This window comes from Lacticaseibacillus hegangensis (assembly GCF_003946465.1).
In the GTDB taxonomy this organism is placed as follows: domain Bacteria; phylum Bacillota; class Bacilli; order Lactobacillales; family Lactobacillaceae; genus Lacticaseibacillus; species Lacticaseibacillus hegangensis.
In genome coordinates this window covers 12389-31564 of the sequence record NZ_RHOL01000031.1, presented here as the reverse complement: position 1 = coordinate 31564, position 19176 = coordinate 12389, and the positions used below count along the sequence as shown (strand labels likewise).

The window sequence follows — 19176 nt, the reverse complement described above, 5'->3', positions numbered from 1 at the left end:
CCATGGCGTTTGATGAACTATCGAGACTATCTTATGTCATTAGGAATGAACCGTTACGAAGCCAACCAAATGGCTTATCAACCGAGCAGATAATCACTTATTTTCGCGACAAAGTCGAAAAACGATTGACAGGGGGCAGGCAAAAAAAATTCGGGACGCGCCGGTGGGCACCAGTAAAGCGCCGGCACAGGGTCGACGCTTTTTGGGGGGACATTAATTAGTAAAACGAAGGTTTGGGACCATCGGTGTGCGGCTGGCTGACGCCCAGCGAGTCCTTCACGTACTTCTTGGGGTCATTGATCAGCTTGGTGACCAAATCGGCGACACTCTTGCGTGACACCTCGGTGCCCTTAAACAGGTCATCCCGGTGGGTCAGCTCGTAATCTACGGTGTCGTTGTTTTGCAGCCACGCTGGCCGAATAATCGTGTAGTCCAAGTTGGAATTCTCAATGACCTTCGCAGCGGCTGTGTAGGGTTCCAAATAGCCGCCGTCGAGTTGCTGGTGATTCCACTTGCCAAATGCGCCTGGCACTTCGTCGTAGATGCCTAACGTCGAAATCCAAATCAACCGGCTGACCTTGGCCCGATCCATTGCTTGCACGACCGCTTTCGCCTGGGTCTCAATGGTCTGACCGCCGCCAAGGTTGGCATAGACAATGTCAATATCGGCCATTGCCTCGCTCAACGCATCAGGGTCGGTGGCATCGCCTTCGATGACGGATTCGCGGTCAGGATCAGTGATTTCTAGGCGCTTGGCATTGCGCAAGAACAAGGTGAGGTGATGCTTCGGCTCACTCAACAGCTGCTTTTCTGCAAGGCGAGCGATTTGCCCGTTTGCACCTAAAATCAATACATTACTCATGTGCTCACTCCTTAGTGATTAACGACTCTAGTGTAACACTTTGATATAGTAAGCTAACCGGACCGGCCGAATTGACAGTTGTTCGGAACTGGGCGATTAAAAGCAGCAGCTGTGTTCGCGCCCACCTCGGCAGCGCCTCCGCCCGTTGCCGAATGGCCCAAGAAGTGCTGGCCAACGGCATCTGTGCTGACAACATTGAGGCGCACCAGACCAGCAAGCACCGACAAGAAAATGACCTAGTCGCGGTCCATACGCAACGCGTAAGTGCGCAAACGTCCCTGCAGCGCGATTCTAAAAATAAATCGCACTGCAGGGACGCTTGTGGGTTGGGTTAAAACCGCTTGATGCTTTAGTCTCAAAAATAGCCGATAAGATTACCAGGCAATCTTGCCAGCAGCTTCTAGAAATTCGCCGTTGACATCGTTGCTTTTGGCCAGAGCCAGATCAGTTGCGGCTTTGGCGCCAGCTTCGACCGATTGAGCACCGTTGGCTTCAAAGGCCTTCTTGTTGACCAAATCAGTGGCAGTCATGCCAGGGTTGACCGAGTTGACGGTGATGTGGGTGCCGGCGAATTCCTTTGCGTAACCCATCGTTAGCGCGTTGACCGCGGTCTTGGAGGCCTGATAAGGCAGGTCATTGATCTTGGAGTAGCCGTATTTGGCATCCATCGCGCGAGTCAGTGAACTCAAGTCGGAGGTCATGTTGATCACTTTGGCCCAGTCGGCAGCTTCCAGCAACGGCACCGCGGCGCGAATCACTCGGTTCGTGCCGTAGAAATTAGTCGCGAAGCACTTTTCAATGTGCGCATCGGAAGTCTCGGAAGGTTTTTCAAACGCGGGACTGGAGATACCGGCGTTGTTCAAGAGGATATTCAGGTAACCATACTTGGCCTTGATGGTCGCCATGGTCTCGTCCACCGCTGCCTGATCCGTGATATCACAGTGACAAAGCAGTGCGGTGAGGCCGGCGTCCTGAAGCTCCTTTAGTGCCGCCGCGCCGGCGGTCATGTCATACGCCCCGATGATGATCACGTGACCCGCTTTACCAAGGTTCTTTGCGTACTGGAGGCCCAATCCGCGCTCGGCCCCGGTGATCAAACTGACAATTGGCTTATTTGCCATATGAAATACACCCCTTTTATTTATTTGTTCACTTTAATTGTAGGCGCTGTCACCAGAAGCAAAAAGCAAGATACGCAACCAAAGCTCATGATTGTCTCATTAGCCTTGTTTTTAACTGCTGCGGCGTTCAGGTTGGCGATTTGCTATACTGAGAACTGGAAACGGAGGAATCATTGATGAACTATCGCACTTTAGGTAAAACTGGGTTCAAGGTCAGCGAGGTGTCGCTTGGCACCTGGCAACTGGGCGGCAAATGGGGCGCCCCGTTCAGTCAACAGGATGCGGACGCCACGCTGGCCGAGGCCTACGCGCAAGGCGTGACCTTTTTTGACACTGCGGATGGCTATCAGGACGGCAACTCGGAGCGGACGGTCGGCAATTTTGTCCGCACTCATCCGGACGTTCACTTCACCACAAAAATTGGGCGCAAGGAGTCGCCATTGACCGTTGCGCACTTCGACAACGCGCACCTTGACCGCTACGTGGACGAGTCGCTGCAAAACATGAAGCTTGATGCGCTGGACATGGTCCTGCTGCACTGCCCGCCTATGCAGACGTACTATGACCCGGAAATGTTCTGGCACCTGGACCAGCTGAAAAAAGCTGGCAAGATTCGCAACTATGGGGTGTCGGTGGAGCGGGTGGAGGAAGGGCTGAAGGCCCTGCAGTACGATATCAGTGCCGTGGAAATCATTTTTAACATGTTCCGGCTGCGGCCGGCGCAGCACTTCTTCGCCGCGGCCAAGGCGGCAAACGTTGGCATTTTGGCCCGCGTGCCGCTGGCCTCGGGGCTGCTATCTGGCAAGTACACCGCGACCACGCAGTTTGCGCCGACTGATCAGCGGGCCAACAACCGCCATGGTGAACTCTTCGACAAGGGGGAGACCTTCTCCGGGGTTGACTACCTGACTGGGGTCAAGGCCGCAAACGAGCTGAAGCAGCGGCTTGACACGGCAGACTTAGCCGGGCTGGCCCTGCGGTACATTCTGATGTATGACGCGGTGTCTGCCGTCATTCCCGGCGCCAGCAATCCGACGCAAATCGAACGGAACACCCGGGCGTCTGCGTTGCCTGCGTTCACGCCGGGGCAGATGCAAATCGTGCGAGAGGTTTACGATGAATACATCAAGAACCCGGTTGATTATCTGTGGTAACGCAAAAGCCGCTCGGTGAGCGGCTTTTTTGTCGGTGGTGAACGGCCCGACGGACGCTATTGATTCCTATTGGTCTAAGATTGATTGGGCCAGTTACGGGAAGAAATGCTGTAATGGTGAGGATACTAGCCATAAATAACAGTTCCCGTGGTTTGTGTATGAGGGGGAAAAACGGGGTACCAATCAGACGGCCTGTTTGGCAGCAATTTGGGCCAGCAGGGTGCGGGGCGCGCGTTTGTCATCTTTGATCCAATCCAGAGTCATCTGGTACAAGCCCGCGCCAACGTAGCTGTTAAAATAGCGTTTAAAGTCCGGTGCAAAGGGCACCTGAGGGACATTTTCCGCATAGAAACGGACGGCGTAATCGCGAAAACACTCGGCCGGCACCAGCTCGGCACCCGTTTGGATCAACGCCTCAAACAAGCCGCTGTGCGCGTCGACATACTGAAAGTAAGCCTGGCAGATGAATAGCGGCCCTTTGTGCGGTAGGCGGGTCAGGAAGTCGTATAAAGGGGCGAGCTGCTCATCGACGTAATCAATCAGCACTGCTTCCTTGGACGAGTAGTGGCGATAAAACGCCATGCGCGAAACGCCGGCGTGCTCGGTTAGATCAATGATTGAAATATCGCTGAAAGCCTTGGCAACAATGAGGTCGCCCATTGCTTGCCTAAGCCGTTGCTTGGTTTGTTTTTGAATCAACTGATTCTTGGAATTTGCCATATTTGCCTCGCACTTGTCATTGATTCCTGTTGATGTGACAATTGTAACATCATTTGACCATCGACGCTAGAATCGGGCGTGAGTGATCAGTTATCGCCGGGGGACATGCGCCGCTGGTCGATGGCGGCAGCGTCCAAGAACCAGTGGCGGTGCCAGTCGCCGCTGAGCGCAGTGAACGGCACCGGTGTTTTACCTTGAGCCTGGACCTGGTCCAGCAGATAATTGCGCAGAATCCACGGATCATTGAGAGATTGCTGGGTGAGCGTGAACAGGTGGTCGAGTTTCGTTTCTGAGATGTGTAGGGCGGCTGCGACCTGGGCCTTAGTCAGGCCAGTTAACTCAAAGTTAGCTTCCAGTTCGTGGCGAGTGGCCGCCATTTGTTCGGGATTTAGTGACATTTGATCGTCTCCTTTTAGTTGTAATCACATTATAAAAATTCTGCGGGTCAAATGGCACCCTGTTGTGAGACGTTTCAAGGCCACTGTTTCATCAAAGCCAATCCTTGTTGTGCGCGAAATGGGCGAATTTTGGTACAATGGACGTAATTCTTGCCATTATTGGCTAAATTTCTGGGGGCACAGCGGTGAAAGCAATTGAACTGATCATCAACGAGTATGCAGGAAACGCGCGCACGAAAAAGCTGATTCCAAGTCTAATTGCTGCGCTCAAAGAGCAGTACACGTTTGCCACCACGACCTACACGCACGAGGCTGGGGACGCGCGCAAAGCGATTGAGCGAATTGTCGCCGCAGTCGCGCCAGGCGCTGCCCAGCCCCAAATCGTGGTCATCGGCGGCGATGGCACGCTGCACGACGTGATCAATGGTTTGCAGGAGCTCGGGCGGCCGGACATTCCGGTGGGCTACGTGCCCAACGGGACTGGCAACGATTTTGCCCGGGCGCATGGCATTCCCTTGGATCCACTGGCGGCAGTTGCGGCCCTCAAAACTGCGCGGCCGCACGAGGCGCGCATCGGCAAGGCCGAGACTAAGGAGTTTGGCACCCTGTATTTTCTCAACAATTTTGGCATTGGCGTTGACGCGCGTATTGTTTACGACACCAATCACTCGCGGGCTAAAGCCATGCTCAACAGCGTTCACCTGGGGCAGCTCTCGTACACTGCAAACATTTTAAAGGCGGTCACGACCCAGCACGCGTTTAAGGCGACTGTCGGCGTTCAAAGAGCCGTGGTGATCCCCAACACATTTCTTTGTGTCTTCACCAACCATCCGTTTCTGGGCGGCGGTCTGCGGCTCTTTCCGGATGCCGCGCAGGATTGGCACCAGCTCAGTTTTGTCCTGGTGCGCAAGGAGAAATGGCGCATCTTGATCCAGGTCCTGGGCAAAATTCTCAGCGGCCAGTCGGTTCACCCCAAACTGGCCCACATCAAAGGCCAGCGTTTTCGCTTTGAGACTGAGGCGCACGAGCACATTCAGCTGGATGGTGAGGAATACAACGCCCCGGTTCACGGTGTGCTCAGCCAAACCGATCAAATCATGCTGCTGCCAGCAGCTCAGGCATAACCTCAAAGAGGCTGAGACATAAAGCGGTTTTAGCCCAAAGCACAAGCGCCCATGCACCACGACTCGGTTTTAGAATCGCGGTGCATGGGCGTTTGTGCGCTTGGGCGTTGCTTTATGAAACGCGACTAGGCAATTTTGTCTCAGCCTCTTTAATGACGTTTAGCGACTTGCTTAGCGGTTGACGTAGTGCGTCATCCAGATGGCAAAAATCAGCGCTAAGACTAGCGATAAGGCAATCGTGATCAACCAGCCGCCCGGCGTGTGCATGAAGGGCATCGGTACGTTTTGGCCGAAAAAGCCGGAGATGATAGTTGGTGCTGTCAGGACAATCGACCAAATGGTGAGAAACTTCATGGTGTCGTTCAGGTTGTTGTTGAGGATGCTGTTGTAGGTGGCTTCCAGCTGCGCCAAGTTCTGGCTGCCCAGGCTGGTCATGTCGACTAGCTGCCGGGCTTCGATCAGGACGTCTTCCAGGCGCTCCTTTTCCTCTGGTGTGAAGCCGTGGTAGACTGAAAGACCCTTCAGCTGTTCGAGCACACTTTGGTTCTGCCGGGTCGCGTTGCCCAGGTAAAGCGCGTTGGTTTCTAGGTCAGATAGCTCCAGCAGGCGTTTGCGGGTAGTTTTGTCGCGCAGCGCGAGGGCAATTTGATGGCGCTCGGCGTCGGCTTTTTCCATCAGCGGCATGAAGCGCTGGGTGATCAGGTACAGGCTTTCCAGAAGAAACTGGTAGGCGCTCAGCGCGCGCGGTGTGTCAAAGCGCTGCGTGAATTCTTGAACCAGACTCGCCGCATCGGCGTGGCCGAATGTCAATAGATCGTGTCCTTTGATCACAAACGTCATCTGATGCGTTTCGGCCTGCGCAGCATCGCCATCTGCGTCTGGAATGTTGAACACCAGCAGAAAGGTCTCGGCCAAGCTGTCGTACTCGACGTGGGCGCGCTCGTGGCGGTCAATGGCGTAGCCGGTTTGCTCGGTTGAAAGTGCATACTGCTTAGTGGCGGTCCCGACCGCCTGGGCGTCGTCCAGGTTGATATGATGCCACGTCCAACGTGCTTCTGCCATGATGTGCCTCCCAGTTTTGTTGCCCTTATCATACTGCATAACCCGCGGCGCCGTCACCGCAGGGAAAAGTCGCCCGTTTGCGAAATAAAATAGCGATAAGGGTTGGCACCGAACATATGTTTTGGTGTATACTGAAGCTACGAAAAAGAGAGGACGTATACTATGGTTAAGAAATCTGCCAATGGGCAACCGTCAATGGACAGTGGCGCCCGCGAACAGGCGCTGGATGCGGCGCTGAAAAAGATCAAGAAACAGTTTGGCGACGGCGCGGTCATGAAGATGGGCGACAAGTCCTTGACCAACGTGTCGGTTATCTCCACGGGGATTTTATCCCTGGATCTGGCGCTTGGCGTCGGCGGCTTTCCTAAGGGCCGGGTGATCGAGATTTACGGCCCTGAAAGTTCAGGGAAAACCACGATTGCGCTGCAGGCGGTCGCCAGCGTGCAGAAGAACGGCGGCACGGCGGCGTACATCGACGCTGAAAACGCGATGGATCCGAAGTACGCCGAAGCCCTTGGCGTCAACATCGATGACTTGCTGCTGTCTCAGCCGGATACCGGCGAACAGGGCCTGGAAATTGCGGACGCCTTGGTCCAATCTGGGGCGGTCAACATTGTGGTCATCGATTCGGTGGCGGCCCTGGTGCCGCAGGCCGAAATCGAAGGCGAAATTGGGGATTCTCACGTGGGCTTGCAGGCGCGTATGATGTCTCAGGCGCTGCGGAAGCTGACCTCGACGATTTTTAAGACTCAAACAATTGTCATCTTCATCAATCAGCTGCGTGAAAAAATCGGTGTCATGTTCGGGAACCCCGAGACCACGCCAGGCGGCCGTGCGCTGAAGTTCTACGCGACGATTCGCTTGGAGGTCCGCCGGGCGCAACAGGTTAAAAACGGCACTGATGTTGTCGGTAACATCGTCAAGATCAAGGTCACCAAGAACAAGGTGGCTCCGCCGTTCAAGACGGTTGAAACGACCATGAGCTATGGCCACGGGATTTCCCCAGAAGCCGACATGCTGAACCTCGGGGTCGATCACGACATCGTGGAAAAGGCCGGGTCTTGGTATTCATACAACGGCGAGCGGATCGGGCAAGGCGCGGATAACGCGACAAACTACCTGATTGCCCATCCCGATGTGACCGAAACCCTGCGCAAACAGCTGCAAGAGACCCTGTTTGGGAATGACGACGATGATAAGGACAAAGACGCCGAACCGGCTGAGGCTGATCCGACAACCTTGGACATCGACAGTTCAGACGACAAATAAGCGTAAACAAACAGGCGCTGCGAGAAATTTCTCGCAGCGCCTTTTCCTTTACGCTCAGATCAGCCGCTTACGCAGTGAACCCGAAATGAAGTCAGTCAACGTGACCAGAATGATGATCCCGTAAAGGATGATTCCGACTCGGCTCCAGGAGCGGGTTTGAATCGCGAAAATCAGTGGGGTACCGACACCGCCGGCACCCACCATGCCCAGGATCGAAGCGGACCGGATGGCCAGCTCGAAGCGGTAAAGGGTGTTGGAAACAAATTCCGGCATTAGCTGGGGTAGGCTGGCAATCAGGGTAACTTCCAGCCGCGTGCCCCCGGCAGCCGTAACGGCTTCGCCGGCGCCCCCGTCCATGTTTTCGATCGCTTCGGAGAACAGCTTGGCCAGCATGCCGACCGAGTGGAACCCGACGGCCAGAACCCCGGCGAAGGAGCCTGGCCCCACGGCCTTGATGAACATCAGGGCTAGGACGATTTCAGGAAAGGTCCGAATCGCCGTCAGGACAAACTTACCAGAGCGAGTCGTCAACCAGAATTTGTTGCGCGTGTTGGCCGCCCAGAAAGCGAAGGGCAGGGAGATGATGGCGGAGATGAACGTCCCTAAAAAGGCGATGCCTAAGGTCTGCAAGAGACTGGAGGTCAGGTCTTCGCCGTCGCCGGTCCAGACGTAGCTGAAGTCTGGGTGGACCAGTCCGTTGACAATTGACTTCGTGACCAGCCAGGCGTTTTGCTTGATGTCAAAGCTCGGCATGCCGGTAAATGACCAGATGACGATGGCGACCGTCAGCACCGTGAAGAAGATGTGGCGGTACCGGTGGGTAAGGGGGGCTTTTGGCAGCGTACTTGCGTGACTCATAACAGCGCCTCCCTTGCTTTACCAGAGACGTAATCGATAAGCAGCACCACCGCGAAAATGACCAGAACAATCAAGCCCACGCGGTCGTAGCTGAACATGGAGAGTGCCTGCTGGAGGTAGATCCCGATCCCGCCGGCGCCCATGTACCCGAGCACGGTGGACGCACGCACGTTGATTTCAAACGCGTACAGGACGTAGCTGATGAAGTAGTTGGCGATCTGCGGCACAACCGCAAACCGGATGATTTCGATGCGGCCGGCGCCGGCGGCCCGCAGTGCTTCAAGCGGACCCGGGTCGATGGTTTCGATCGCCTCGTAGAAGAGCTTGCCGACCATCCCAAAGGTGAAGATGGCCAAGGCGAAGATCCCGGCAATCGGGCCGATTCCGACGACAGCCACGAACAGCGCCGCCAGCATCAGGTCGGGAATGGTGCGGACGATGTTCAGAATGAACCGAAAGACGCCGACCACGACTTTATTAGTGACGATATTCCGTGACACCAGCAGGGCGTAGGGAAAGGCCAGCGCGGAGCCAATGAGGGTGCCGATGATGGACATCTTCAGCGTCTGAATCATTGGATCGACGGTGTAGTAGGCGTAGCTCCAGTCAACATGGGCCATTTCCTGAAAAATCACCAGGAACTGGCTGATGTTTTGGAAGAACAGGCCCATGTGCGCCTGGGTGATCCAGGCGGACCACACGAGGCCGACCACCATGAAAATGGTCAGCGCCCATTTCTGCCATTGCAGCTTGCGCTTGGGCAAAGAGGAAGGAGCCGTCATGCTACGCCTCCTTTTCTTCGCCGCTGTAAATCTCGGCGATGGCCTCGTCCGTGGCTTCCGCGACCGGGCCGTCGAAGACCTTCTCGCCTGCGCGGATGCCGATGATGCGCGTGGCGTAAGCTTGGGCCAGTTCGACGGAGTGGAGGTTGGCGACGACGGTGATGCCCATTTCGCGGTTGATCCGCTGCAAGTCGTCCATGACGCGCTTGGTGGTTTGCGGGTCGAGGCTGGCAATCGGTTCATCAGCCAAGATGATTTGCGGCTCCTGGGTCAGGGCACGGGCGATGGAGACCCGCTGCTGCTGGCCGCCGGAAAGCTGATCGGCCCGGGTGTACACCTTGTCCTGCAGCTCAACGGTGCCCAACGCGTCATAGGCGCGCTGCTTATCTTCCGCAGAGAAGAGCCCGAAGATCATTTTCCAGGTCGGGTAGTAGCCGACGCGCCCAGTCAGAACGTTCTTGAGGACGGTCGCGCGATTGACCAAGTTGAAGTTTTGAAAAATCATCCCGATTTGGCGCCGAATGTGCAGCAGCTGCTTGCCCTTGGCCTTGGTGATGGAGGTCCCGTTGATGCGGACATCGCCTTCAGTGACGTCGTGCAGGCGGTTGATCGCGCGCATCAGCGTGCTTTTGCCTGCGCCTGAGAGGCCGACGACCACCACAAACTCGCCTGGTTGGATCGCCAAGTTGATGTCCTTCAGACCGACGACTCCGTTCGAGTAGATTTTGGACACATGGTCAAATTCGATGACCGGTTTTACTGATTCTGACATTGCTTTCCTCCACGTTTCCCGCTACGTATAGCAAAAGCGCTAGAGGGCTAGCGCTTCTGCGTGCGATGCATGACTTACTTGTTTTCGCCTTCAGCAATCTTGTCGTATTTCCGAACAATGTCAAAGTTTGAATCCTTGGTTTTGACATAGCCTTCATGCGTGTAAATGCTGGAGATAATGGCGTGCCCCTTCTTGCTCTTGGCAATGGTCATGAAGGCCTTGCTGAGCTTGTTGCGGAAGGCTTTGCTCATGTCGGTACGAACGGAAATGGTATCGTTCGGGATTGGCTTGGTGAAGTAAATTGGCAGCACTTCGGTCATGATGTTTGGCACATCCTTCTTGACGACGTTGCGGGCGTCTTCAAAAACGAAGGCCGCGTCGGTGTCGCCGTTCAGAACGGACATGACGCCTTGGTCGTGACCCTTGACGGTCACCAGGGTGTCATCCTTTGGGACATCGATGCCCTTCTGGGAAAGTTCAGCGACTGGCCAGATGTAACCTGATGAACTGGTGACGTCCTGAACCGCGATCTTCTTACCCTTCAGATCCTTATAGGACTTGATGCTGCTGCCCTTCTTAACGATGATCTCGGCGCGGTAGGAGTCGACCAGTTTGGTCGTGTTCTTGCCGCCTGGCTGCTTGATGCCGTAACGCTGGGCTTGGAGCAGAACGTCGGCAGCGCCTTGCTTGTGCGCCTGAACGTAGCCGTCAGGTGGCAAGAAGCCCACGTCGACCTGTTTCGACTTCATGGCTTCGACGATCGAATTGTAGTCAGTCGAGACAGTCACTTTAACTGGAATCCCGAGCTGCTTTTTGAGCAGGGCTTCCAGCGGCTTGGCCTTGGCCTCAATCGTGTCGGCGTTGCTTGATGGTACGAACTGGATGTTCAAGGACTTTGGTGTGTAACCGTCCTTGCTGGAACTGCTGGTGCTGGACTTGCTATTGCCGCAGGCCGCAAGGGCTAAAGTGGCAGCCGCAGCCAGCGTGACTGTTGCCAATTTTTTCCAGAGCTTCATCAATATCTCCCCCATAATGTGAGTGTCGGTTGTCCACTGGTAAAAACCGAACATTATCGACATTTAAGTAAATGATTTTTCCTGCCGATGATGGCCGCTCCCTACCAGCCATTTTGTAGTATAGGCGAGAAGGTTCCCAAATTCAATGGTGTAATCTAGGTTTATCATCAAAAAGTTCGGATTTTGGGCCATTTTTTCATGATATTTTCAGAAAGCATTCCGTAACAGGAATGTTAATACTATCCGAACAATTATTTTGTAAACAACTCCTTCTGCCGGCCTTTAGCAAACAATGGTTCGACTCAGAACGGCCGAATGAAGGTCCAAAATATTGCCAGCCAGGCAGAATGGCCTACTCGCGCGCCATAAGCAGCGCGCACACTCAAAAACGCCCCTGCACCGCGATTTTATAACCAAATCGTGGTGCAGGGACGCTTGTGTCTTGGACTAAACTCGCTTTATGACCCAGTTTCTAAGCAGGTTTTGGGGCAAGGACCTTGTCTGCGGCCGTGACGGTGGTGGCGATGGTGTCGTCATCCAGCGGCTGGTTGAAATACAGGAACGAGGCTGCAACGCCGCCGACCAGGGACCAGAGGTACTTGAGCACGGTGCGATTTGACCAGGCGACCAGTTCGCCGTTTTCCCGCAGCCGGTCCAGTGTCTGGTCCAAAGCCGCCCAGTAGCTATCTGGGAATTGATGCAGCAGCTGCTGACGAAACGTTTCCTGGTTGAGAAGCTCAGTGACAAACACTTTGACCAAAGGGGCGTTGTCACGCAAAATCCGCAGGCGATTGCTGATCAAGCTCTCGCAAAACTCGTGGCGGGTCTGAAACGGAGTGGCCAGTTCGCGGTCGACCAAATCGGACACCGCAAAGGGGAAAATGCGCTCGGCGACTGGTTGAATGATGGCGTTGAGCAGACCGTGCTTTGACCCAAAGCGGGCGAAGATATTCCCTTCGGCGACGCCGGCGCGCTTGGCGATTTCATGCGTGCTCGCGTTGGCGTAGCCTTTTTCTGCAAACACGGTAATGGCACTTTCTAAAATTTTTTGCTGCTTGGCGGTCAGGTTGCCAAAGGCCGGTGCGTAATCAGCTAAGTGAGGATCTGCCATAATTACTCCTTTCCCCGCCAGCCGGCAATGTCGTCTTGGCTAAACTGGTAGGTGAGCTTGCGGTGGTAAGCGCGCTCGTACGCCTGACACTTTTGCCGGTAGTCCTGCTTCATCATCGCAAGCGAATTTTCGCGCACCGACTTGGTCGGGTCGGGAAAAATGGAAGGCATGATCTGCATGCTGTAGCTCACCTTGTTAAAAGCTGGGCTCACCTGCTTGGCTAGCGTGTGGATGGCCACGAAGCAGGAGATCACCGGCACGTTGAAGCGGGCGGCGTAGTAGTAAGCGCCACGCTTGGGTGGCCGCGGTTTGCGGTAGTTGTACCACATCTCTTGCTCGGGGTAGATCAAGACCTTATGCTGCCGGTCGAGCACCGTGTCGAGCAAAGTGGGAAATTCATGGGCCAGGTAGTTTAAATCGCCACTGATTGGCAAAATGTCGGCATTATTGAATACGTAGCCCAGTGTGCCCGGCATTTCCAGGTTGGTGGTTTGACTGACGATGAACAGGCGCGGCATCCCCAGCGCCTTGCGGACAATCAGATTCTCCACTGGGCTAAAGTGGTTAGAAGTCACGATGGCGGCGCCAGGGACTGCTGCCAGGTGTTCGCGGCCGGTGACCGCAATGCCATGGCCGAGCCAGCGAGCAGACAAGTTCATGCCGGTGCGCACGATCACATTGTTCACGCGGTGGCGCCACGTGTTTTGACTCGCCAGGTAGTGGTTGATCACGGCCTTTTCGGCGTCCGGCGCCAGGGTGGGGTCGTTGACCTCGACCTTGTCATTAAAGCGGCCGTCCTGGACCGCGCGCTCGATATTTTTGATGACAGGCAGGTGCGGATCGGCCGGTTGTTTTTCAATCATATTTGCACCGCTCCTCCCTGGGCTTCAACGCTGGCAAAGGTGATGGGTTCAGCGCCGGTGGTGGCAGCCAGGTGCATCAAGTCCGCCTTATGCTTGACGTCGCCCTGGACGTGGACAGAATCGAAGGCCTTGCGGGTGGCGCGCAGGTTCGCTGCGACTTGCGGCAGCTCATCGGCGTAGTGCCAGAAATAGTCGCCGTTTGGCACTTGCTCATAGTGCCACGGCTTGTCGAACAGATTGTAGTGAATGACCTTCGGCGTTTTGACCTGCGGCTGGTCGCCCTGCACGTTCCAGCTTTCGTCCAGGTGAGTCAAACGGTCGCGCGTGATGGCGTTGATGTAGTCCTGATCGGGGGCCAGACTGTGAAAGTGATACTGATTCAGCAGCTTGAGAAAATGCGCGGCAAACTTGACGCGCCGCATGCCAGCCAGGTCCATCAGCAGCACCCCGGAGTTGCAGTACTGGTCTACAGCCACCCCAATGGCGTCGCGGGTGTATGCGGTGGTTTCCGGGTTGACTGCCATGAACGGGTCATGCACGGCGCCTAGGAGGTCGCCATGCAGGTCTTCGGCAAACAAGTCGGCGATATCGGTCAGCACCACCGTGTCGGCGTCCAGATAGACCGCGCGGTCGATGGTAGGGAAGAGTTCGGCAATAAACAACCGGAAGTAAATCGTGAACGTGAAGTAGTCTGCCCGCAGCTTATTGTCTTTATCCGTGATCTGCGCCTTCAGCCGGTCGGCGATCGATTCGAAGGAGACCGCGACGTTTGCGGTTTGCTCGGCCATAATTTGCGCCTTGTGGGCCGGCGTCAGGTGCTCAGTCAGCACAGTGACGTGATACTGCTTGGCCGGATCCGTGTTTTTCACCAGCGAGTGCAAGGAGACAGTCAGCGGGTCGACGTAGTTATCATCAACGGAGTAAAAAATTGCGTAGGTCATGTAATCATCCTTTTCTTGCGGCGCGTACGCTTTGGTAATCTGCGTACACCGCCTGAGTTTGCGCGTCGGACAGCCCCAGCATCCTTTGCACGGAGTCGATCTGCCACGGCTTCACCGTTACCGGGTGGAACCAAGGCCAGAACTTCAGCCGCGTCGAGAAATGCAAAAATACTGTATCGGCGTGGGGGCCATGCTGATCATTGAAGCGGCGTGGCACGATTTTTTTCTCTCGCGTCAGCTTATTCAGCGCGCTTTGGTCTGGCATGAACATTTTTTTCGCGCTGATTCGGTCGCGGCAGCGCGCAAACAACCCAGTTTGCTTGATTCTCGCGAGGTTCAGTAGCAAGACGCCGGAGTTAATGTAGTCGCGCAGGTGCCGGCCGTGGTGAAAATACCACTGGCCATAGTGGTCTAGCACGCCGACCAATTCGGTCTTAGCCAGCGGCTGGTTGTAAAAGGCTGTTGGGTCTTGAACGGCCAAAACGTCTGCGTCCAAATAGAGCAGCCGGTCTGGCATTGCCGGGATCAGGTCGGCGTAAAGGCGTAACATGCAGTAGGGCGTAAACCGAGTCTGCCAGTTGGCCTTTGGCGGCAGCTGGTTGAGCAGGTCCGTCAGATCAAACAAGGTGACGGTCCCGGCCGGGTCGTGGGCCGTGACCACGGCTCGCAGCTCGTTGATCGCCGCCTCGGGGAAGGGCTGATACGCGGTGCCAGACACGCTCAAGCGCGCCGTAAAGACGTATATGTGCAGCGGCACCGCGACTTGTTTGGTGAGGCTCAGCACTGACAGCAGCACACCGTCTTGCACATGCGCGTCGCCGCAATAGAGAATATTCATGGCGTTCGCCTCCGGTAGATGACATGCTGGAAGGTGCTGGCTTTGGCGCGCTCGGTCATTGCGGCGTGGACGCGCTGCGCCAGCGCTTCGCGTTGCGCCTTTGGCGGCTGCGAGCGGTCGGGCATAAACGGGCCGTCGACGTAGACGGTCACGCCGCGCTTTTGATAAGTCGTAGTGAAGGCAAACACCGGCACCTGGTACGCCACCGGGTAGTGGAAGGCGCCACGCACAAAGGGCCGAATCCCGGTATAATACGGCCAGACATGGGCCTCCGGGTAAATCGCCACCGGGCAGCCTTGATTGATCAAGGTGCGCAGGTAGCTGAGAAAGCGCCGGGTCTGCCCGGTAGTTTCGGGTAGGACGACGCCACCCCCCAGCTGCAGGATGGGGCCAAAGACTGGCACCCCGAGGTTGGCCGCCGAAGCGAGTGTGTAAGCGCGCGTATGTCCTGCCAGCAGCATTGGCATGAAGGGATCGCCGAACGGCTGCGTGTGGTTCCCGTAAAGGAAGTAGCCTTGGTCTCGGAACGGCGCAAGCTTGTTTCGGCCGACCACCTTGGCGTGCAGAAACAGGTGCCAGTACAAGCTGCCAAGGGGCTTCATGGTGTGGTACACGGCCGCGCTTTTCAGTCGATACCGGCGACCTTCATGTTGCCACTGATAGTCTTGCGGCAGTTGCGCAGTTTGGTCCGCGCTTTCTACTAGGTCTGCCGCAAAATCGGTGTATTCCTGGATGCGCTGCGTCATCCTGCCGCCTCCTTTGAGTGAGTACTCACTTTAATACGCTCAGTATAATGAAAAACGCCCGGTAGTCAAGTGAAAACGCCTGCTAAATGGCCACGCGAGCCCGTCTAGTCGGCATTTTTCGGTTTTCACAAGAATTCCCGTCGCGTGAATGTGAGGAATTTTTGGCACGGCGGTGAGCATTAGCCTAAAATTGAAGGCAGAAGCAGGAAGGAGCACGGGTAAATGACCGCATGGGTATTCACGGATATGGACGGGACGCTGCTTGATGAGACAGGCCGCGTGCGCGCAAGCAACGCCGAGAAAATCAAAGCAAGTGGGCTGCCGCTGACCCTAGTTTCGGCACGCTCGCCAAAAGAAATGCAGGAGGCAATCACCGCGCTGGACCTGCAGGGGCCGCAAATTGCCTACAATGGCGGCATGATTTTCGAGCCGCACAAAACTGGGCGCACGGTGTTGTCAGCGCTGCCGATGCCGACTGAGTCTGCCAAACAAATTATTGGTGAGATCATTGCGCGCTTTCCCAGCACCTCGGTCAGCTACTACGACGGCGCAGACTGGTACGCTGAACGAATGGATGATAACCTGCGCGGCGAAATTGCGGTTTCGCGGCTGATGCCGACTTTTCAGCCTTACCAAGAAGTGTTTGAACGCCCGCGCCAAATCATGAAAATCATGCTGATCGACTTTGACGCTGGGGTGATGGCGCAGATCCACGACTTTTTTGCCGCTCATGAGTTTCCTGGGGTGAACGCGCGCTCCTCGAATGCGGCGTGGCTTGAGATCACCTCCGCCGAGGCGGAAAAGTCACGCGGAATCCAGCATGTCTTGGACCAGGAGCATATAGACGCGCGAGACACTGCGGCCTTTGGCGACGGGCAAAACGACCTGCCCATGCTCACCATGGTGGGCACGCCAATCGTCATGGCAAACGCCGCGCCGGCGATCAAGCAAGTCGCTAAGTACATCACCAAAAGCAACCTCGAAGACGGGGTGGGATACGGAATGCTTCATTACCTGAAGCCATCAAAATAGCGGCTGAGCCATCAAGCGGTTTTAGCCCAAGCGCACAAGCGCCCCTGCACCGCGATTTTGAAAAACAAATCGCGGTGCAGGGGCGTTGTGTTATGGAACAGGACTAGCCAATTGTGTTTTGCTCTCTTTTGATGCGATCATTTTTTGGCTGGTTTTTTGGCCGCGGCGACCAACGCATCGTTGATGGTTTGTGCAAACAGCACATTGCCGTCTTGATGGCCGCCGAAATGCACGCCGTCAGTCCCCTTGAAGACTTCGGGGTGCGCTGCTGCGGCGGCTGCCCAGTCTGCCAGGGTGACCCAGTGATGCGCAGCCGGCAGCGCGTGCTCTAAGCCTGTCAGCTTGCTTGAGTTCCAGTCTGGCTGCGCCTTGCCGTTAAACGGCGTGACAAGCACCAGCTTGTGCCCAGGGGCGATGGTGTCCAGCAGCTGCTGCAAGACGGCGGCGTAATCGTCAAGGGAGTTCGTGCCGCACGCCACCACCACGAATTCGCGCAGCGTGCCAGCGGCTTGCTGCTGCTTAACGAGCGTCACTGCCTGGTTCATGGTCCGGTCGCCTTCCGCGTCTACGACCGCGTTGGCCACATGGGCGGTAAGGTAACTGGCGGTGCCGAGCGTGACTGAATCGCCAATGACCGACACGCCGGCGGGAATGTTGTGCTCGGCCGCCGTGCTTTGGCGGTTTTGCGCTTGGTAGCCATGCGGGTCAGTTTTGGCGGACTGGGCGGCCGCCTGTTTCGCCTGGGCGACGCGATCAGCTGCCGCAGTTTGTTTTGGCGAATGGGCCGCCACGATTTCCGGCGCAATGCGGTCATATTGTGCGAGGTCCTGCTGAACGCCTTCTGTCCAAAGCGTGGTTTCAAGTTGTGATAGCGCGGGCGCCGCCTGGACCTGGCGCACCGAGACGGCGGCCAGGACGGCTGCAATCAACGCCGCAGCAGTCCCCAGTAGTTTGGGATGGCTGGTTTTTAGCTTGCCGGCGATCAGGGGTTCCACGAGGTAAACGGACAAGGCGGCGAAGGCGACGCTTAATACCAGCGTGGCGGCGATGGCCAGGGCCGGATCAAACAGCCGGCTGAAGATGACAAAAAATGGCCAGTGATACAGGTAGATGCCGTAAGAGAGCCCAGCTAAGGCGACGGCGAATTTGGGCTCCTCAGTATTCGGTGTGGCTTCGTGAAGCAGGCGAGCCGCAATGATCATGACCATTGCCAGCCCAGTTGCAGCCACCAGCCCTGCGGGATAGGTGAACGCCGCATCGAAGCGGACCCAGGTGCCCAGCCAAACCGTTGTCCCCGCCGCTAGAATCAGGACCAGGATCGGCAGCCAGGCCTGGGTGCGGCTGGCCGCGCGGCGGAACCACTTTGGCACGACCGCCACGCCGGTCAAAGTGGCCAGCAAGGCGCCGAAGAACAGCGGAAAGGCATGCGTGAGACTTGAAAAGTAAACCGGCGTGAAGTCCTTCAGGCCTTGGCTCTGACGCCACATCAGCGCCAAAGAGCCGGCTGAAAGCAGCAGCGCCAGGGCGAACAGGATGCCCCGAAACCGCGCCCGCCGCTCGTGCATGGGCACCTCAGGATTTTTCAGCAGTTGGCTGACCCCCCAGACCACGAGGCCCCACACCAGGTAGAACTGCATCTCGACCCCGAGAAACCAGGTGTGCACAAACAGGTGCGGGATGAAATTGGTCTCGTATGAGCCGCCGGTCGCCAGTTCGTACCAATTCGTGACAAACCCAAGCGTGGCTTCGATCTGCTTGCTCAGTCCGGTGATGACGTCAGGTGAAACCAGTAGCGTAAACGGCACGACAATCAGGATCATCATGATGACGGCGGGAACGATGCGATAGAACCGCCGCCGCAAAAAGCCCAGTAGGTCAAAGCGCTGCGTCTTCGAAAACTCATCGATCATCAAACTCGTGATCAGAAAGCCCGAAAAGACAAAAAATAGGTCGACCCCGATGAAGCCGCCAGGATAGGCCACTTTGAAAAAGTGATAACCGAGGATCATCAACAGGCCCAGTATCCGGATCAGCCCAAACCACTTAATGTGTTGATGCTGCATGGTATTGGCCATTTTTGAAGTACCCCCGCATTTTTTTGCCTTGCTTGGTGGTCAGTGTGCCTTGGCCGGTTACGGCGCCGTTTTTAAAGTGGCCCTGATACTGCCAGCCCGCATGTGACGAAAAGGTGCCGGCGCCATTGAACCGACCGGCCTGAAATTCGCCGACATACCGGTCGCCGTTTCGCTGCTTCAGCGTGCCGCGGCCACTGAATTTGCCTTTGAGCATCTGCCCATCATAGACGATTTGGCCACCGTCAAGCGTGTAATGCGTCGCCGTTGGCTGCGCCGGCCGCAGGGCCAACACCGCCGCCAAGACGATCAGCGCGGCGACCAGGATTTCCATGCCAAATCTAAGCCGATGAGTAACCACAATGCCCCTTCTTTCTGAAAACATACTTAATAATCATACTGTAAAATCCGAATGAAACAAGGCTCTCGAAGGGA

General features: G+C 56.1%; 20 protein-coding genes. 4 read left to right on the top strand and 16 right to left on the bottom strand.

All coding sequences use genetic code 11. The annotated features are described in order from the left end of the window. Positions 1-217 precede the first annotated feature (217 nt). Positions 218-862 carry an SDR family oxidoreductase gene (locus EKM86_RS09805; RefSeq protein ID WP_125757480.1) on the bottom strand — a complete coding sequence of 215 codons (645 nt, stop codon included), beginning with the start codon at positions 860-862 and terminating at the stop codon, positions 218-220. A 374-nt stretch (positions 863-1236) separates the two neighbouring features. After that, complete coding sequence (locus tag EKM86_RS09800; protein WP_125757478.1) at positions 1237-1983, bottom strand: SDR family NAD(P)-dependent oxidoreductase; 747 nt, start codon at positions 1981-1983, stop codon at positions 1237-1239. A gap of 176 nt (positions 1984-2159) precedes the next feature. On the opposite strand from EKM86_RS09800, the gene EKM86_RS09795 reads away from it, so the two are divergent. Further along, on the top strand, positions 2160-3137 hold the full coding sequence (locus tag EKM86_RS09795) for an aldo/keto reductase (RefSeq protein WP_125757476.1): 978 nt from the start codon (positions 2160-2162) through the stop codon (positions 3135-3137). Positions 3138-3320: 183 nt separating this feature from the next. On the opposite strand, the gene EKM86_RS09790 is transcribed toward EKM86_RS09795, so the two are convergent. Next, on the bottom strand, positions 3321-3857 hold the full coding sequence (locus EKM86_RS09790; protein ID WP_125757474.1) for a TetR/AcrR family transcriptional regulator: 537 nt from the start codon (positions 3855-3857) through the stop codon (positions 3321-3323). Between the two features lie 86 nt (positions 3858-3943). Beyond that, complete coding sequence (locus EKM86_RS09785; protein WP_125757472.1) at positions 3944-4255, bottom strand: DUF2316 family protein; 312 nt, start codon at positions 4253-4255, stop codon at positions 3944-3946. A gap of 185 nt (positions 4256-4440) precedes the next feature. On the opposite strand from EKM86_RS09785, the gene EKM86_RS09780 reads away from it, so the two are divergent. Then, a complete protein-coding gene (locus EKM86_RS09780) occupies positions 4441-5379 on the top strand; it encodes a diacylglycerol/lipid kinase family protein (protein WP_125757469.1) in 939 nt (312 codons plus the stop codon). Positions 5380-5550: 171 nt separating this feature from the next. Here the strand turns inward: EKM86_RS09780 and EKM86_RS09775 are convergent, their stop codons facing one another. Next, complete coding sequence (locus tag EKM86_RS09775) at positions 5551-6441, bottom strand: magnesium transporter CorA family protein (RefSeq protein ID WP_164506242.1); 891 nt, start codon at positions 6439-6441, stop codon at positions 5551-5553. Between the two features lie 195 nt (positions 6442-6636). On the opposite strand from EKM86_RS09775, the gene recA reads away from it, so the two are divergent. Continuing rightward, the gene (recA, locus tag EKM86_RS09770; RefSeq protein ID WP_125757484.1) at positions 6637-7710 is read left to right on the top strand and encodes a recombinase RecA; all 1074 of its coding nucleotides are present in this window, start codon (positions 6637-6639) and stop codon (positions 7708-7710) included. Positions 7711-7764: 54 nt separating this feature from the next. On the opposite strand, the gene phnE (EKM86_RS09765) is transcribed toward recA, so the two are convergent. From phnE (EKM86_RS09765) to EKM86_RS09725, 9 genes are all read right to left on the bottom strand, one after another. Beyond that, the gene (gene phnE, locus EKM86_RS09765) at positions 7765-8568 is read right to left on the bottom strand and encodes a phosphonate ABC transporter, permease protein PhnE (RefSeq protein ID WP_125757465.1); all 804 of its coding nucleotides are present in this window, start codon (positions 8566-8568) and stop codon (positions 7765-7767) included. Beyond that, entirely contained in the window at positions 8565-9350 is a 786-nt protein-coding gene (phnE, locus tag EKM86_RS09760; protein WP_125757463.1) for a phosphonate ABC transporter, permease protein PhnE, read from the bottom strand. The genes phnE (EKM86_RS09765) and phnE (EKM86_RS09760) overlap by 4 nt, the downstream gene beginning before the upstream one ends. Before the next feature lies 1 nt (position 9351). After that, on the bottom strand, positions 9352-10122 hold the full coding sequence (phnC, locus tag EKM86_RS09755; RefSeq protein WP_125757461.1) for a phosphonate ABC transporter ATP-binding protein: 771 nt from the start codon (positions 10120-10122) through the stop codon (positions 9352-9354). Positions 10123-10196: 74 nt separating this feature from the next. After that, positions 10197-11138: a phosphate/phosphite/phosphonate ABC transporter substrate-binding protein gene (locus EKM86_RS09750; protein WP_125757459.1), complete on the bottom strand. Its 942-nt coding sequence runs from the start codon at positions 11136-11138 to the stop codon at positions 10197-10199. Positions 11139-11610: 472 nt separating this feature from the next. Next, positions 11611-12249 (bottom strand): TetR/AcrR family transcriptional regulator, encoded by a 639-nt coding sequence (locus EKM86_RS09745; RefSeq protein ID WP_125757457.1) that lies wholly within the window; start codon positions 12247-12249, stop codon positions 11611-11613. A 2-nt stretch (positions 12250-12251) separates the two neighbouring features. Continuing rightward, a complete protein-coding gene (locus EKM86_RS09740) occupies positions 12252-13112 on the bottom strand; it encodes a 1-acyl-sn-glycerol-3-phosphate acyltransferase (protein WP_125757455.1) in 861 nt (286 codons plus the stop codon). Further along, entirely contained in the window at positions 13109-14053 is a 945-nt protein-coding gene (locus EKM86_RS09735; RefSeq protein WP_125757453.1) for a glycosyltransferase family 8 protein, read from the bottom strand. The genes EKM86_RS09740 and EKM86_RS09735 overlap by 4 nt, the downstream gene beginning before the upstream one ends. Positions 14054-14057: 4 nt before the next feature. Continuing rightward, positions 14058-14891: a glycosyltransferase gene (locus EKM86_RS09730; protein ID WP_125757451.1), complete on the bottom strand. Its 834-nt coding sequence runs from the start codon at positions 14889-14891 to the stop codon at positions 14058-14060. Beyond that, positions 14888-15637, bottom strand: coding sequence for a lysophospholipid acyltransferase family protein (locus EKM86_RS09725; RefSeq protein ID WP_125757449.1), 750 nt, complete (start codon positions 15635-15637; stop codon positions 14888-14890). Before EKM86_RS09725 ends, EKM86_RS09730 begins: the two co-directional genes overlap by 4 nt. A 222-nt stretch (positions 15638-15859) precedes the next feature. Between EKM86_RS09725 and EKM86_RS09720 the strand changes: the two genes are divergently transcribed. Beyond that, positions 15860-16669, top strand: a complete 810-nt coding sequence (locus EKM86_RS09720; RefSeq protein ID WP_125757447.1) for a Cof-type HAD-IIB family hydrolase — start codon at positions 15860-15862, stop codon at positions 16667-16669. Positions 16670-16806: 137 nt separating this feature from the next. Here the strand turns inward: EKM86_RS09720 and EKM86_RS09715 are convergent, their stop codons facing one another. Further along, on the bottom strand, positions 16807-18744 hold the full coding sequence (locus EKM86_RS09715) for an acyltransferase family protein (protein WP_225419399.1): 1938 nt from the start codon (positions 18742-18744) through the stop codon (positions 16807-16809). Then, the gene (locus EKM86_RS09710) at positions 18713-19102 is read right to left on the bottom strand and encodes an MORN repeat-containing protein (protein WP_125757445.1); all 390 of its coding nucleotides are present in this window, start codon (positions 19100-19102) and stop codon (positions 18713-18715) included. The genes EKM86_RS09715 and EKM86_RS09710 overlap by 32 nt, the downstream gene beginning before the upstream one ends. Positions 19103-19176 lie beyond the last annotated feature (74 nt).